The organism is Pseudomonas asplenii (genome assembly GCF_900105475.1).
Classification (GTDB): Bacteria; Pseudomonadota; Gammaproteobacteria; order Pseudomonadales; family Pseudomonadaceae; genus Aquipseudomonas; species Aquipseudomonas asplenii.
Genome location: NZ_LT629777.1, coordinates 4683317 through 4701604, shown reverse-complemented (window position 1 = coordinate 4701604; position 18288 = coordinate 4683317). Strand labels below are relative to the sequence as shown.

2 protein-coding genes (1 of these 2 running past the window's edge) are annotated in these 18288 nt (G+C 63.7%); both read right to left on the bottom strand.

The features are described from left to right. Nucleotides 1-2188: the 5' end (the start) of a non-ribosomal peptide synthetase gene (locus BLU37_RS20970; RefSeq protein WP_090208471.1), read on the bottom strand. The gene continues 14192 nt to the left of window position 1, outside the view; 2188 of the gene's 16380 nt are visible here — the first part of the coding sequence; the start codon lies at nt 2186-2188; the stop codon falls past the left edge of the window. After that, nucleotides 2185-18288 (bottom strand): non-ribosomal peptide synthetase, encoded by a 16104-nt coding sequence (locus BLU37_RS20965; protein ID WP_090208467.1) that lies wholly within the window; start codon nt 18286-18288, stop codon nt 2185-2187. The genes BLU37_RS20970 and BLU37_RS20965 overlap by 4 nt, the downstream gene beginning before the upstream one ends.

The window sequence follows — 18288 nt, the reverse complement described above, 5'->3', positions numbered from 1 at the left end:
TGTTGCGGTGTTCGATCATCACGCCCTTGGGCAAACCGGTCGAACCCGACGTGTAGATCAGGTATGCCAGGTGCGCCGAAGTCAGACCCGGTACCTGTGGATTCTGGACGGATTCGTCCTGCCAAGTGCCCTGATCGAGATTGATCACAGGCACCGATACGCCGGCCAGCAGCTCACGGGTAGCGTTCTGAGCCAAGACCACGGCCGGGGCACTGTCCTGCAGCATGTAGGCAATGCGTTCCGCCGGGTAAGCCGGATCCAGCGGCACATAAGCGCCACCTGCCTTGAGAATCGCCAGCAAGCCCACAACCATCTCGCTGCCACGCTCGACACAGATCCCCACCCGTGAATCCGGCTGCACACCTTGCTTGCGCAGGGCATGGGCCAAACGGTTGGCCTGTTCGTTAAGCTCGCGATAGCTGAGTTTCCTGTCCTCATGGACCACCGCCAATGCATCCGGCGCACTCGCCACCTGCGCTTCGAACAAGCCATGAATGGTCTGTGCCTGCGGGTACTCCAGCGCGGTGTCATTGAGCCCGAACAACAACTGCTCACGCTCATTGGCTGGCAGAATCGACAGGCTATCAAGCCTGGCATCCGGCGCCTGCTCCAGGGCTTGAGCCAACTGTTCCAGAGCCATCTGCATATAGCCGCAGACCCGCTGTGCACCGATACCGGCCACGGCTTGCACATTCAGGCTGAAACCTTCACCCAGGTCATCCAGGGACAGGATCAACGGGTAGTTGGTGCGCTCTTCACCGCCCAATACCTCAATCCCTTCCCACAACTGGACCGCCTCGCCGCTCACCGCCTCGGCCGAACTGTGCCGGTAGTTGAGCAAGGCGCTGAACAGCGGCGTCGGCGCGGCCACGCCGCTGCAACGCTGGGCCAGGGCCAAGGGCGCATGTTCATGCCCCAGCAACGCGGTGAGTCGTGCATGGGTCGCCTTGACCCCGGCACGCACACCCTGCTCGCCCACGGCCACCCGCAGCGGCAAGGTGTTGATAAACATCCCCAGCGCGCGATGGCCACCGCCTTCGCTGCGCATCCGCCCCAGCAATACGGTACCGAAGACCACGTCGTCACGCCCGCACAGACGCCCGAGTACAGTGGCCCAGGCCAAGTGGTGCAAGCTGGCCACGCTGACGCCCTGCTGCCGAGCCTGTGCACGCAGGCGCCGGCTCAGTTCGGCAGGCAGTGGGTGGGTGGCCTCATCGATGCCGTGCCCGTCACCGCGGACATCCTGCAGGCCAAACGGCAGGCTCGGCTCGTCGACATCGCCAAGCATCTCGCGAAAGAACGTTTCATGTTCCTGTTGGCTGACGCCCAGGCGTGCCTGGGCCACGTAGTTGCGATAGGGGATCGGCGCCTCCAGCGCCTGGGCCTGACCGTGAAGGTGTGCATGGATCTCATGCTGTACCCCCTCCAGCGCCGCGTGGTCGATCGCGATGTGGTGAAACAGCAGCATCGCGCTGATCCGCCGAGTGAGCGGATCTTCGGCATAAGCCAGACGCAGCAAGGGTGCCTGGCTGATATCGAGGCGGTAATGACGCGGGTCGAAACGTTGCCGTAGTTGCTCGGTGGCCGAGCCGACAACGGGGTCGATGTCGATTTCCGCAAGGGCCAGTCGGGCCTGACGCCAGACCACCTGGACCGGTTCGTCCAAGCCTTCCCAGATCACACTGGTGCGCAGGATATCGTGGCGGTCGACCACCTTTTGCAAGGCGCTGGTGAATTCGTCGAAACGGGCCCGGCTGGCAAACGCGAACTGCGTCTGCAAGACATAGGGATCGCCCTGCTGCGCGGCAATGTGGTGATAGAGAATGCCTTCCTGCAACGGTGCCAGCGGGTAGATATCCTGGACGTTGCCGACACCGCCAGGAACCGTGGCAACGATATGCTCGATGGCTGCCTGGTCGAGTTTGACCAGCGGCAGCATGTCGGCGCTGATGCGCTCGCAACCGAGCGGGATCGCCGGCTCGGGAATCTCGACCTGGCCGGCCTTGGCGCTGGAGTATCCACCGGCATTGATCAGCTCGATCAACGCCGCCTTGTTCTCGCGCAACATCGCCAGTACGGCGGGTTCTGTGAGGGACTGTCGCTTGCCGCTGACGACCAGTTGATCGCCCTTGACGGAAAGTTGAACATCCTTTTCTTTCAGTATTGATAACAGTTCAATCACGCTCACAGAACAATCTCCATTCTTTCCGTCGTTGCCGCGTATTCCGAGAGGGTGGGGTGTTCGAACAGGGTCTTGACGTCGGCCTCCAGACCTTCCTGGCGCATGCGTTCCATCAGGCTCACGGCGAGCAGCGAGTGGCCACCCAGTTCGAAGAAGTGATCGTGGCGACCGACCTGTGCGACACCCAGCAGTTGTTGCCAGATCTCGGCGAGGGCGATTTCGGTTTCACCTTGCGGCGCTTCGTAGCCACGGTTGATCAGTGCGTTGCCGTCCGGCGCTGGCAGGGCCTTGCGGTCCAGCTTGCCGTTGGGCGTCAGGGGTAATGCGTCAAGCGGCACGTAGGCCACCGGCACCATATAGGCCGGCAGTTGTCCCATCAGCCAGCCGCGCAGGCTGTCGATCTCCAGCGAGGCCTGTCCCTCGGCCAGGGTGTAGTAAGCCACCAGACGCTTGTCGCCCGGTACGTCCTCGCGAGCGGTGACCACGGCTTCGTGGATCGCCGGATGTTTCGCCAGGCGGGCATCGATTTCGCCCAGTTCGATACGGAAGCCACGGATCTTCACCTGGTCGTCGTTACGCCCCAGGTATTCGATATTGCCGTCGGCCAGGTAGCGACCCAGGTCGCCAGTGCGGTACATGCGCGCTGTTTTGTCCTGGCTGAATGGATCCGGGAGGAAACGCTCGGCAGTCAGGTCGTCACGGTTCAGGTAGCCACGGGCTACACCGGCACCGCCGATGTAGATCTCACCCGGTACACCCAACGGAACCGGCTGCTGTTGCTCGTCCAGCAGGTAGAACTGGGTGTTGCCGACGGGTTTGCCGATATGTGGAGCGAAACCTTCCTCGCGATCCATCGCCACCCAACTGGAGTAGGTGGTGGTTTCCGAAGGACCATAGAGGTTGCACAGGCGTTGGACGCCAGTCTTCTCGAACAGCGATTCCACCAGGCTGCGCTTGAGGGCTTCGCCGGCGACGTTGACGGTGTGGACCGAACCCGGCAGGCCATCGACTTCCAACAGCGCCTTGAGTGCGGAAGGCACGGTGTTGATCAGGCCGATATCGTGTTCGCCGTGTTGCAGTTCCAGAACATTTTTCACCACCTCGATGCTGCCGCCAGACGTCAGCGGTGCAAAGCACTCATAAACCGCCAGGTCGAAGTTCAACGAGGTCGAGAAGAGAGTCTTGGCCAGCGCGGCGTTATCAAACGCCTTGTGCGCCCAGCTCAGGAAGTTCACCGTATTGCGGTGTTCGATCATCACGCCCTTGGGCAAACCGGTCGAACCCGAGGTGTAGATCAGGTAGGCCAAGTGCGCCGAAGTCAGGTCCGGCACCTCGGGATTCTGGACGGATTCGTCCTGCCAGGTGCCCTGGTCAAGATTGATCACAGGCACCGACACGCCGGCCAGCAACTCACGGGTAGCGTCCTGAGCCAAGACCACGGCCGGGGCGCTGTCCTGCAGCATGTAGGCAATCCGTTCCGCCGGGTAAGCCGGATCCAGCGGCACATAAGCGCCACCTGCCTTGAGAATCGCCAGCAGCCCCACGACCATCTCGGCGCCGCGCTCGACACAGATCCCAACTCGCGAATCCGGCTGAACACCTTGCTTGCGCAAGGCATGGGCCAAACGGTTGGCCTGCTCGTTAAGCTCGCGATAGCTGAGTTTCCTGTCCTCATGGACCACCGCCAACGCATCCGGCGTACTCGCCACCTGCGCCTCGAACAAGCCATGAATGGTCTGCGCCTGCGGATACTCCAGCGCGGTGTCGTTGAAGCCCACCAGCAACCGCTCGCGTTCGGCGGCGGGCAAAATCGACAGGCCACTCAGTGGCGCCTCGGGATCCTGCTCCAGAGCGTCCAGCAGTTGCTCCAGCGCCGTCGCCATATAGGTACAGACCTGCATCGCCCCGACCTCGGCGCTGACCTGCACATTCAGCTTGAAGCCTTCACCCAGGTCATCGACGTTCAAGGTCAACGGGTAGTTGGTGCGTTCTTCACCCCCCAGAATCCTGATGCCTTGCCAGGCCTCTACGGTCTGCTCGGAAACGCTGCCCACGGCACTGTGGCGATAGTTGAGCAAGGCACTGAACAGCGGCGCCGGCGCAGCCACACCACTGCAGCGTTGAGCCAGGGCCAGTGACGCATGCTCATGCCCCAGCAACGCGGTCAGCCGCGCATGGGTCGCCTTGACCCCGGCGCGCGCGCCCTGCCCACCCAGGGATACCCGCAGCGGCAAGGTATTGATAAACATCCCCAGCGCCCGGTCGGCACCCTCGCCGGCCTGTAGTCGGCCCATCAGTACGGTACCGAACACCACATCCTGCTTGCCCGAGACCTGGCCCACCACCTGCGCCCAGGCCAGGTGCACCAGGCTGGCGGCACTGACGCCCAGTTGCCGGGCCTGAGCCCGCAGACGCAGGTCCAGTCGACTCTCCAGCGCCAGGCTGCGTTCCTCGATATCGCGGGCGGCCTCCTGGACGTGAAGCAAGCCAAACGGCAAGGTCGGTTCATCGACATCACCAAGCATTTCCCGGAAGAACGCTTCATGAGCCTCGCGGCTCACACCCAGGCGCGCCTGGGCCACATAGTTGCGATACGGTACCGGGCTGCCCAACTGGTCGGCCAGGCCCAGCAAGTGCGCCTGCATATCGTGGTGCACCACTTCCATCGCGGTGTGATCCATCGCCATGTGGTGGAACAGCAACATCGCCACCCAGCGCTGGTTTGCCGAGTCTTCGGCGAAGACCAGGCGCATCAGCGGGGCCTGAGTCAAATCCAGTCGCAAGTGCTGGCTGTCGAAACGCTGATGCAGTTGCTCGACGATATCGCCATCGGCCGGGTCCAGTTCGACCTGTTCCAGATACAGCCGCGCCTGACGCCAGACCACCTGCATCGGTGCCTCAAGGCCTTGCCAGAGCACTGCGGTACGCAGGATGTCATGCCGGTCGACCACACTTTGCAAGGCGTCGATAAAGGCGTTCAAACGCTCCCGACCAGCCATCTCGAACAGGCTCTGCAGGACGTAGGGGTCGCCCTGCTCGGCCGTGAGGTGGTGATAGAGAATGCCTTCCTGCAACGGTGCCAGCGGGTAGATATCCTGCACGTTTGCCACGCCGCCCGGCACGCTGGCGACAATGCGATCGATCGCCGCCTGGTCGAGATCGGCCAGGGGTAGCAGTTGCGGAGTGATTCGGCGGCAGTCGGGCGCGATGACATTGGCCGGGACCTGGACCTCATTGCCTTCACCTACCGCGGCAGCCAAAGCGGCCAGGGTCGGCTGGCCGAACAGGACACGGACGTCGGCACTCAGGCCGGCCTGGCGCATGCGCTCCATCAGGCTGACCGCCAGCAACGAGTGGCCGCCCAATTCGAAGAAGTGATCGTGACGCCCTACCCGCTCGACCTTGAGCACGTCAGCCCAGATCCGCGCCAGGATACTTTCGGTCTCGCCCTGAGGGGCCTCGTAGCCACGGCTGATTACCGCGTCGAGGTCCGGCGCCGGCAAGGCCTTGCGGTCCAGTTTGCCGTTCGGGGTCAGCGGCAGTTTTTCCAATGCGACGTAGATGGCGGGGACCATGTACTCCGGCAGTTTTTCCTGCAGATGGCGACGCAGGCTGTCGATGTCCACCGAGGTGAATCCCTCGGCCAGGGTGTAGTAAGCCACCAGTCGTTTGTCGCCCGGCACATCTTCGCGAGCGGTGACCACCGCTTCGTGGATTGCCGGGTGTTTCGCCAGGCGTGCATCGATCTCGCCCAGTTCGATACGGAAGCCACGGATCTTCACCTGGTCGTCGTTACGGCCCAGGTATTCGATATTGCCATCGGCCAGGTAACGGCCCAGGTCGCCAGTGCGGTACATGCGCGCCGTTGTGTCCTGGCTGAATGGATCCGGGAGGAAGCGTTCGGCAGTCAGGTCGTCACGGTTCAGGTAACCACGGGCTACGCCGGCACCGCCGATGTAGATTTCACCCGGCACGCCCAGCGGAACGGGCTGTTGGTGCTCGTCCAGCAGGTAGAACTGGGTATTGCCGACGGGTTTACCAATATGCGGGGCAAAGCCGTCTTCGCGATCCATCGCTACCCAGCTGGAGTAGGTGGTGGTTTCCGAAGGGCCGTAGAGGTTGCACAGACGTTGAACATCGGTTTTCTCAAATAGAGATTCCACCAGGCTGCGCTTGAGGGCTTCGCCGGCAACGTTGACGGTGTGGACCGAGCCCGGCAAACCATCGACTTCCAACAGCGCCTTGAGCGCCGAAGGAACGGTGTTGATCAAGCCGATATCGTGCTCGCCGTGTTGCAACTCCAGAACGTTTTTCACCACCTTGATGCTGCCGCCGGACGTCAGCGGTGCAAAGCACTCATAAACCGCCAGGTCGAAGTTCAGCGAGGTCGAGAAGAGAGTCTTGGCCAGCGCGGCGTTATCGAACGCCGTGTGCGCCCAGGTCAGGAAGTTCACGGTATTGCGGTGTTCGATCATTACGCCCTTGGGCAAACCAGTCGAACCCGAGGTGTAGATCAGGTACGCCAGGTGGGCCGAAGTAAGGCCCGGCACCTCGGGATTCTGGACGGATTCGTCCTGCCAGGTGCTCTGGTCGAGATTGATCACAGGCACCGACACGCCGGCCAGCAAGTCACGGGTAGCGTCCTGGGCCAATACCACGGCCGGGGCGCTGTCCTGCAGCATGTAGGCAATGCGTTCGGCCGGGTAAGCCGGATCCAGCGGCACATAAGCACCGCCCGCCTTGAGAATCGCCAGTAGTCCAACGACCATCTCAGCGCCACGTTCGACGCAGATCCCCACCCGTGAATCCGGCTGCACACCTTGCTTGCGCAGGGCATGGGCCAAACGGTTGGCCTGCTCGTTAAGCTCGCGATAGCTGAGTTTCCTGTCCTCATGGACCACCGCCAACGCATCCGGCGTACTCGCCACCTGCGCTTCGAACAAGCCATGAATGGTCTGTGCCTGCGGATACTCCAGCGCGGTGTCGTTGAAGCCCACCAGCAACCGCTCGCGTTCGGCGGCGGGCATAATCGACAACCGCGCCAGCGGCAAGTCCGGTTTATCTTCCAGAGCCTCGACCAAACTGTCCAGGGCGCTGAGCATATAACCACAGACCCGTTCGGCACCGATTTCGGCCAGGGTACTGACACACAGGGCGAAGTCTTCGCCCAGGTCATCCACCGACAAGGTCAACGGATAGTTGGTGCGTTCCTCGCCGGCAAAGGTCTCGATGCCACTCCAGGCCGGCTGCTCAGTGCTGCCGCTCGCCAGGTGGCGGTAGTTGAGCAAGGCGCTGAACAACGGGGTCGGCGCGACCACGCCGCTGCAGCGCTGGGCCAGGGTCAGCGGCGCATGCTCATGCCCCAGCAGCGCGGTGAGTCGCGCATGGGTCGCCTTGACCCCGGCCCGCACGCCCTGCTCGCCCACGGCTACCCGTAGTGGCAAGGTATTGATAAACATGCCCAGCGCCCGATCGGCACCCTCGCCGCCTTTCAAACGACCGAGCAACACGGTGCCGAAGACCACGTCGTCCCTGCCCGCGACCCTGCCCAGCACACAGGCCCAGGCCAGGTGACAAAGGCTGGCGGCACTGACGCCCAACTGCCGGGCCTGCGCCCGGATACGACGGCTGAGGCTGGCATCCAGGCCACGATGGACCTCCTCGATCCCCTGCCCGTCGCCTTGCACATCCTGCAAGCCGAACGGCAAGGTGGGTTCATCGAGATCACCCAGCATTTCCTGGAAAAACTGCTCGTGCTCGGCCTGACTCACCCCCAGGTGAGCCTGGGCCACATAGTTGCGATAAGGCACAGAGGCGGCCAGTTGCCCATGCTGCCCCTGCATATGGGCTTCGATTTCGGCCACCAGGACGCCCAGCGAGGTTGCGTCGTTGATCAGATGGTGGAACTGCAGCAGGCCGGTCCAACGCCCGTTGGGCAGATCCTGCGCATAGTCAAGGTGCAGCATCGGCGCCTGGCGGATATCCAGACGGGTTTGCGGGGAATCGAGACGTGCGCGTAACTGCTCGGCGATATCGCCGGCCAGCGGATCCGCCGAGACCTCGTGCACAGTCAGCGGCGCCTGGCGCCAGACCACTTGCACGGGCGCATCGAGCCCCTCCCAGAGCACGGCGCTACGAAGGATATCGTGACGCGCAATCACGCCTTGCAGGGCCAGGACAAAAGCCTCGACCCGCTCGCGGCTGTCGAAGGCGAACAGCGCGTGTTGCAGGTAAGGGTCGGCGTGGTCCACGGCCAGGTGATGGTGATACAGGATACCTTCCTGCAACGGTGCCAGCGGGTAGATGTCCTGCACGTTCGTAGCACCGCCCCGCACGCTCGCCACCACCCGGTCGATCTGCGCCTGGGTCAGGCTGACCAGCGACAACAGGTCCGGGGTGATCCGCTGGCAATCCGCAGGAATCAGGTTGGCCGGTACCACGATTTCCGTGCCGCTGCCCACCGCCGCCGCCAACGCCGCGAGGGTCGGCTGACGGAACAGCACCCGCACATCGGCGCTCAGATCGGCCTGGCGCATGCGTTCGATCAGGCTGACCGCCAACAGTGAGTGTCCACCCAGCTCGAAGAAATGATCATGGCGACCGACCTGTTCGACACCCAGCAGTTCTTGCCAGATCGCGGCGAGGAGGATTTCGACGTCGCCTTGCGGCGCTTCGTAGCCGCGACTGACCATTGCCGCCAGATCGGGCACCGGCAGCGCCCGGCGGTCGATCTTGCCGTTGGCGGTCAGCGGGAATACCTCCAACCTCACATAGGCCGAAGGCACCATGTAGTCCGGCAGTTGCTCCAGCAGGTAGGCCCGCAACGCCTCGATCTCCAGCGTGGCATCGGCCGAACTGTAGTAGGCCACCAGGCGTTTCTCGCCGGGATGATCCTCACGGGCCAGGACCACTGCCTCCTGCAGCGCCGGATGCCCGGCCAGGCGGGTTTCGATTTCGCCCAATTCGATGCGCAGCCCACGGATCTTCACCTGGTCGTCGTTGCGCCCCAGGTACTCAAGGTTGCCGTCGGCCAGCCAGCGCGCCAGGTCGCCGGTCTTGTACATCCGCGCCTCGGGTTCGCCGCTGAACGGATCCTTGAGGAAACGCTCGGCGGTCAGCTCCGCTCGTCCCAGGTAACCACGGGCCACGCCCGCGCCACCGACATACAGCTCACCGGCCACGCCCAACGGCACCGGGCGCAAGTGCTCGTCGAGCAGGTAGACCCGGGTGTTGTCCACCGGTTTGCCGATGTGCAGCGCCGCCGTGTCCGCGTCGATCAGCCCGGAGGTGGCTACCACGGTGGTTTCCGTCGGGCCATAGTTGTTGACGAGGGCGAAACGCTGCCCCTCGGGGAACTGCCGCAGGCGGTCGCCACCGATCAGCAGGGTGCGCAGCGTCGGGTGTTGCAACGACTGGCTGAAAGCGTATTCGGCAATCGGCGTCGGCAGGAAGCTGACATCCAGTGGCTGCGCCAGCCACCAGGCCAGCAGACCCTTGATGTCCTCGCTGCCGACCTTGGCCGGCGGCAGGTGCAGGGTCGCGCCGACACACAGCGCCGGCCAGACTTCCCAGGCCATCGCATCAAAACCGAAACCGGCGACGCTGGAGGTCTGGCTGGCGCTTTCCAGGCCGAACGCCCGGCAGTGCCAGCTCACCAGGTTGGACAATTGCCGGTGTTCAACCATCACGCCCTTGGGCTCGCCGGTGGAGCCCGAGGTGTAGATCACATAGGCGAGGTTGGCGGCGCTCAGTGTGGCGACAGTCGGATTGCTCTGTGGTTGTGCGTCGACAGCCGCCTCACGACGGGCTTGGGCGTCGAGCAACAGCACCGGTACTTCGACCGCTGGCAGGCGGTCGCGCAGCTCGGCCTGGGTCAACAGTACCCGTGGGTCGCTGTCACGCAGCAAATAGGCCAGGCGCTCCGCCGGGTGGGACGGATCGATCGGTACATAGCAGGCGCCGGACTTGAGGATGGCCACCAGGCCAACCAGCGTGTCGAGATCGCGCCGGGCACAGATGGCGACGCGGTCATCGGGTCGTACCCCGAGCCCGAGCAGATGATGGGCCAGTTGGTTGGCCTGGCGATTGAGTTCGGCATAGGTCAGGCTTTGCTCGCCATGGACCACCGCCAACGCATCGGCATTGGCCAGGACCTGGGCCTCGAACCGACTGGCAATGGTCTGGTCGGCGGGATAAGCCGTGACGCCGGGGTTGAACGTCTCCAGCAGTTGCTGAAGCTCGGTCTGCGGCAGCAGCGCCAGATCACGCACCGCCACATCCGCCGAGGACTCCAGAGCCTCGACCAGTTGGATCAGGGCCGTCTGCATGTAACCACAGACCCGCTCACCGTCGACGCCGGCCGCAACCTGGACGCTGAGCAGGAAACCTTCGCCCTGGTCGTCTACCGACAAGGTACAAGGGTAATTGGTCCGCTCAAGCACATCGAGTACCTGGGTCCCGGCCCAATGATCGCCACCGCTGGCCTCACGTGCCGGACTGTGCCGGTAGTTCAGCAACGCGCTGAACAGCGGCGACGAAGCCGCCACCGAACTGCAACGTTGAGCCAGGACCAACGGCGCATGCTCATGTCCGAGCAACGCGGTCAGACGCTGGTGGGTCTGGCGCACCGCATCGCGTACCGTGCAGGCCCCCACGTCGACGCGCAACGGCAAGGTATTGATGAACATCCCCAACGCGCGGTCGGCGCCCGAACCGCTTTGCATCCGCCCCAGCAGCACGGTGCCGAACACCACATCGTCACGCCCACTGACGCCACCCAGAACCCTGGCCCAAGCCAGGTGGTGCAGGCTCGCCGCCGTCACCCCCAGTTGTCGGGCCTGGGTACGCAGACGTTGACACAGATCTACCGGCAGATCGTGACGAACTTCCCGGACACCCCTCCCGTCGCCCTGCACGTGTAGCAGACCGAACGGCAGGGTCGGCTCATCGACATCACCGAGCATCTCGCGGAAGAACGCTTCGTGCTGTTCGCGGCTCACGCCCAGGCGCGCCTGGCCCACATAGTTGCGGTACGGCATGGCCGCCGGCAGTTGGCCGGCCGCGCCCTGCATATGGGCGAGCATTTCTTCGCTCATCACATCCAGCGCGGTGTGATCAAGGGCGATATGGTGGAACAGCAGAATCGCCACCCAGCGCTGGTTGGCCGCATCCTGGGCAAACGCCAGACGCATCAGCGGAGCCTGGGTCAGGTCCAGGCGACATTCACGAGGGTCGAAACGACGTTGTAACTGGCCGAGGATATCGCCTTCGGCCGCGTCCAGCGGGATCTGCTCCAGCGGCAGTTCGACCTGGCGCAGAACCACTTGCTGCGGTTGTTCCAGACCTTGCCAGAGCAACGCCGTGCGCAGGATGTCATGGCGGTCGATCACCGCTTGCAGGGCCTCGGCAAAACTGCGCAGGTGAGCCAGGTCCTGCAGGGCAAAGGTCGCTTGCAGGAGATAGGGATCGCCCTGTTCTGCACTGATATGGTGATAGAGAATGCCTTCCTGCAAAGGCGCCAACGGATAGATATCCTGCACGTTGCCGGCACCGCCGGGGACGGCGGCGACAATACGATCGATGCTGTCCTGGTCCAGATCGGTCAAGGTCAGCATGTGCGGGGTGATACGCTCGCAGCCGGCGGGAATGCCATTGGCCGGCACCACGATTTCGATCCCCGCGCCCACGGCTGCCGCCAACGCCGCCAGGGTCGGCTGGCCGAACAGCACCCGCACGTCGGCGCTCAAGCCGATCTGGCGCATACGCTCGATCAGCTTCACCGCCAGCAGCGAGTGGCCGCCCAGTTCGAAGAAATGATCCTGGCGCCCGACCCTTTCGACACCCAGCACTTCACACCACAGCTCGGCCAGGCTGGTTTCGGTGGCACCGAGCGGGGCCTGGTAATCACGGCTGACGAAGGCATCGGCCGACGGTTGCGGCAGCGCTCGGCGATCCAGCTTGCCGTTGGGCGAAACCGGGAGTTTTTCCAGGTGCACATACGCGGCTGGAATCATGTAGTCGGGCAGCAGCGCCTGCAAATGCACGCGCAGGTCATCGGCCTCGGGAAGCGCCTGGCCATCCTGCAGGCTGAAGTACGCCACCAGGCGTTTTTCCCCGGGACGGTCTTCACGGGCCAGCACTGCGGTGTCGCGCAGGCCGGGATACTGGCCCAGGCGGGCCTCGATCTCACCGAGTTCGATACGGAAACCGCGAATCTTGATCTGGTCGTCGTTGCGGCCCAGATAGTCGATATGACCGTCGGCTTGCCAGCAACCCAGGTCACCGGTCTTGTACAGCCGCGCGCCCTGGGCAGTGGCGAACGGATCGGCGATGAAGCGTTCGGCGGTCAGTTCATCACGGTTCAGATAACCCCGGGCAACACAGGCCCCGCCAATGTAGATCTCCCCGGCCACGCCCACCGGCACCGGCCGGCGTTGTTCATCGAGCAGATAGATACGCGTGTTGGCCACCGGCTGGCCGATGCTCGGCAAGGTCGGCCAGGCCTGTGGCGCGCCACTGAGGGTCAGCGCCGTGGTGACGTGGGATTCGGTCGGGCCATAGTGGTTGTGCAACCGCGCCTCATGCAGACGTTCGAAGAAACGCCGCATCGGCTCGGTGATGCGCAACTGTTCACCGGCGGTGATCACATCCTGCAACGCACAGGCCGGTTGTTCGGTTTCAGCCACCATGGCCTCGGCCAGGGCTTGCAAGGCGATACACGGCATGTACAGCCGTTCGATGCGCTGCTGGCAGATATGCTGGAACAAACGACGGAAATCCAGACGGATGTCGGCATGGATCAACGACAGCTCGCCGCCAGCACAGAGGGTACTGAAGACCTCCTGGAAGGCCACGTCGAAACCCAGGGCGGCAAACTGCAAGGTGCGCTGCACGGGCCGCCCCTGCTCGGCGGCCTGGGCGATCTGCCATTGCATCAGGTTGACCAGCGGTGCATGGGGCATGGCCACGCCCTTGGGCTGGCCGGTGGAACCCGAGGTGTAGATCAGGTAGGCCAGGTGTTGTGCGGTCAGCCCCGCCACCTGCGGATCACTCTGGGGGGCTGCGCCAATGCCGCTCTCCTCAAGGGCCTCGGTTTCAAGCAGCAACACAGGCATGGCCGCCTGCGGGAAACGCTCGCGCAGGCCACGTTGGGTCAGCAGCACCTTGGGCGCGCTGTCTTCCAGCATATAGGCCAGGCGCTCGGCCGGATACGAGGGGTCCAGTGGCACGTAACCGGCGCCGGCCTTGAGAATGCCCACCAGGCCGGCGACCATTTCCAGGCTGCGCTCGACACAGATCGCCACCCGGTCGTCGGCACCAATGCCCTCGGCGATCAACCGATGGGCAATCTGGTTGGCCCACTGGTTCAGTTGCGCGTAGCTCAGGCGCTGGCCTTCGTAGGTGACGGCCACGGCATCGGGTTGAGCGGCCGCCTGGGCCTCGAACAGTTGATGGACCAGCAGGCCCGGCGGGTAGGCACAATCGAAGGCGTTGAAGCCTTCCAGCAACTGTCGACGCTCGCTCGGCGGCAACCAGTCCAGGCTGTGCAAGGGCGCATCGGGGTGGCGGTCCAGCGCGTCGGAGAGTTGCTCCAGCACGGTATGCATGTAGCCGCAGATCCGCTGCGCACCGATCCCGGCCACAGCCTGAACGGTCAGGCCGAAAGAGTTGCCCAGATCGTCCACCGACAACGTCAACGGATAGTTGGTACGTTCCTCGCCACCCAACACTTCGACCCCACCCCAGATCCTGGTCTGACCGGCATCCTCGGGGGCCTGAGCCCCTACGGCGGCATGCCGGTAGTTCATCAGGGCACTGAACAGCGGGGTCGGCGCCGCGACGCCGCTGCACGCCTGGGCAAGCGACAACGGCGCATGTTCATGACCGAGCAATGCCGCCAGTCGCGCATGGGTCGTGCGCACGGCGGCCTGGATACCCTGCTCACCCGCAGCAATGCGCAATGGCAGAGTGTTGATGAACATGCCCAGTGCACGTTCGGCCCCTTCGCCACCGTGCAGGCGGCCCATCAGCACGGTACCGAAGACCACGTCCTGGCGAGCGGACAAACGCCCGACCACCTGAGCCCAGGCCAGGTGATGCAGGCTGGCGTTGCTCACACCCAGACGCCTGGCCTGCTCGCGCAGCCGTTGGCCCAGGGCCGGAGCCACCGGCAAACGGGCCTCCTCGACGCCGCTGCCGTCGCCCTGCAAGTCCTGCAGGCCGAACGGCAAGGTCGGCTCGTCGACATCGCCGAGCATCTCCTGGAAGAACGCTTCATGCTGCTCGCGGCTAACCCCCAGACGAGCCTGGGCCACATGGTTGCGATACGGTACCGAAGGCGCCAGTCTGGCGCCCAGTCCCCGGGTGAATGCCTCGATTTCCTGGCCCAGCAGGGCCAGGGAGGTGGCATCGTCGATCAGGTGATGAAACAGCAGAACCGCGACCCAACCGTTGTGGGTGAGATCTTCGGCGTAGTGCAGCCGCATCATCGGTGCCTGATGCAGATCAAGACGCATCCGCCTCGGATCGAAGTGCTGTTGCAACTGGGTCGCCACGTCACCGTGATCCGGATGCGGCAAGTAGGCCTCGACCCGCAGCCGAGCCTGGCGCCAGACCACCTGGACCGGCTCGTCCAGCTCCTCCCAGACCACGCCAGTGCGCAGAATATCGTGGCGGTCGATCACCGCCTGCAGGGCCTCGCTGAAGTCCAGCAACTGTTCGAAGCTGTCAACCCGCAGCAACGCCTGCAACAGGTAGGGGTCACCCTCCTCGCTGGTCAGGTGGTGATAGAGAATACCTTCCTGCAATGGCACCAGGGCATAGATGTCCTGGACATTGCCCGCGCCGCCCGGGACACCGGCGACCACACGGTCGATCTGGGCCTGGCTCAAGCGGGCCAGGGGCAACATGTCCGGGGTAATGTGCTGGCAACCGGCGGGAATGCCATTGGCCGGAACCCGCACTTCGCCGCCCTTGCCGCTGGCGGCCGCCAGAGCGGCCAGGGTCGGTTGGCCGAACAGCACACGCACATCGGCCTTCAGGCCGACCTCGTGCATGCGCTCGATCAGTTTCACCGCCAGCAACGAGTGGCCGCCCAGCTCAAAGAACTGATCGTGGCGACCGACCTTATCCACGCCCAGCAACTCGGCCCACAATCCGGCCAGAGTCACTTCCACCGTGCCCTCGGGGGCCACGTACTCACGCCGTGCATAGGCCTGGGCCGCTGGCGCGGGAAGTGCCTTGCGATCGAGCTTGCCGTTGGCGGTCAGCGGCAAGGCTTGCAGGCTGACGAAGGCACTCGGCAGCATGTATTCGGCCAGTGTCAGGCGCAGTTGGTCACGCAGTTGTGCCGCGTCCAGCTCGATGCCGGCGGCAGCAATGACGTAGGCCACCAGACGCTTGTCGCCCGGCTCGTCCTCGCGCACCAGCACCACGGCATCGCGCACGCCCTCGCAGGCGGCAAGTTGCGCCTCGATTTCGCCCAGCTCGATCCGGAAACCGCGAATCTTCACCTGTTCGTCGTTACGGCCCAGGTATTCCAGGCTGCCATCAGCCAGCCAGCGACCAAGGTCGCCGGTGCGGTACATCCGCGCATTCGGCTCGCGACTGAACGGATCGTCGAGGAAACGCTCGGCGTTCAACACCTCACGATTGAGATATCCCCGGGCCACGCCCGCACCACCGACATACAACTCTCCCACCATGCCAGGCGGTACCGGATGTCCATAACCATCGAGCAGGTACAGCCGCAGGTCGGGAATCCGCTTGCCAATCGGGCTGGCGCCCACACGCTGGGCATCTTCGGCCTGTATCGGGTAATAGGTCACATGTACCGTGGTTTCGGTGATGCCGTACATGTTCACCAGCTGCGTACTGGCGTTCACTTCTCGGGCATACCAGGGCTTGAGCATCGCCGTGTCCAGCGCCTCACCGCCAAAAATCACCTGGCGCAGCGCATGAGCCTGGCCCTTCTCGCCCTGGGCCGCAATCAACTGGCGGAACGCGCTAGGCGTCTGGTTGAGCACCGTCACACCGGCGCTGCACAACAGGGCGTAGCAATCCTGCGGCGAGCGGCTGACCAGTTGCGGCACGATCAGCAAGCGACCACCATGCAGCAGCGCACCCCAGATTTCCCAGACCGAGAAGTCGAAGGCGAACGAGTGGAACAGCGCCCAGGTGTCCTGCGCATTGAAGCCGAACCAGTGGTCGGTTGCCGAAAACAGCCGCGCGACATTCCGGTGCTCGACCATCACCCCTTTCGGCAGTCCGGTGGAGCCGGAGGTGTAGATCACATAGGCCAGGTTCGCTGGCGTCAGCCCCGGCACCTGCGGATTCTGCACGGATTCGTCCTGCAGATCGCTATCGTCGAGATTGATCAGCGGCAGATCCACCGACGGCAACGCCTCGCGCACCGCGTGTTGGCTCAGCAAGGCCACCGGGGCGCTGTCGTCCAGGGTGTAGGCCAGGCGCTCACGGGGATAGGCCGGATCCAGCGGCACGTAACCGGCGCCGGACTTGAGGATACCGAGCAGGCCGACGATCATCGCCAGACCGCGCTCGACGCAGATCGCCACCCGGTCGTCCGGGCGCACGCCCAGGGCCAGCAGGCGATGGGCAACCTGGTTGGCGCGGGCGTTGAGTTCACCGTAGGTCAGGCTTTCATCCTGGTACACCAGCGCCACGGCCTCTGGCCGTTCGGCGGCGCGGGCTTCGAACTGCTGATGGATCGTCTGGGCCTGGGCGAACTGCTGTTGGCCGGCATTCCACGTCTGCAATTGCGAGGCATCGCGGGCGTTGAGCACCGAGAATGCACGCACGGGCAATTGTTGATTCGCCAGGCCCTGGTCCAGCACATGCTGCAGACGCTCGGCCATCGGCTCGATCTCGTCGGCCTGGAAATACGCCTCGTTGTAGATGTAGTGCAGCCGCGACTCATTGTCGTAGAGGTTGGTGCGCAGGTGGATCGCCAGCGGCGTCTGTTCATGGTCATTCGAAGACTTGAACACTCGGGCGTTCGACTGACCGAACTGGATCAGATAATTGTGCGGCTCGTAGGAAAATGTCAGGTCGAACAACTGCAGACGGTTGGTACGACGCAGTTCGAGCAAGCGGTTGAGATCGCTGAGCGGGAAACGCTGGTTGCGGTAATCCTGCTTGACCGCCCGACAGATGCCCTGCACCAATTCGGCGAACGTCAGGTCAGCATCAAATCGCAGGCGCACCGCACTGAGTTGGGTAAACAAACCCAGGGTCTTCTTGAACTTGGCATTGGAACGGTTGAGGATCGGTACGCCGACCACCAGCTCATCACGCGAATGAATCCGGGTGAAATAGACATACAGCACCGCCAGCAGGACGTGGAAGCGCGAGGCTTGCAGGCTCTGGGCCAGCTCGTCGATGCTGACATCAAAGTGCCGGGCAAAACCGCAGGTGAAATGACCACTGCGGATCGAGGCCTCGCCATGGGCCTGGAGATCGCGGGGAGCCAGCAAGGGCTCGGGAAGATCGCTGTACTTTTCCAGCCAGTAGGCCTGGTCGTGGGCAAAACGCGGCGACTGGCGGTAAGCGTGGTCGTCCTCGATGAAGTCGACATAGGATGGCGACTCCAGGTCGGGCGTGCGCTCCTCGAGCAGTGCGTTGTAAATCTGACTGACGGACGAGAAGAGCCCGTCGATCGCCCAGCCGTCGAGCACGATATGGTGAGCGTGTATGACAAAGTAGAAGCGCCGCTCTTCAAGCTTGAGCAAATGGAGGCGGAACAACGGACCGCCGCGCATTTCGAAGACCGTCTCGATCTGGCGCTGCATCCAGTCCTGGGCGGCCTGCCGAGGATCCGACTCACCCTGCATGTCGATCGGTGCCACGCACATCGGCAGGGTTTCGACGAAGGACTGCAGCGGCGCGCCCTCCTCGTCACGCTGATCGAGCAAGACCATGCGCAGGGCATCGTGCTTTTGCATCAGCAGGTCCACCGACCGCTGGAACATGTCAGGGTCGAGGGGCCCGTCGATATCCAGATAGCCACCGATGTTGTACAGCGGTGAGTCGCCTCGGGTCATCTGGTCCAGCCAGATATTGCGTTGGGCAGCGGTCAGGGCAAACGCCAT

Excerpts from the sequence above, each read along its gene's own strand:
- BLU37_RS20965 (WP_090208467.1), bottom strand. The coding sequence starts at position 18,288 with ATGGCGTTTGCCCTGACCGCTGCCCAACGCAATATCTGGCTGGACCAG.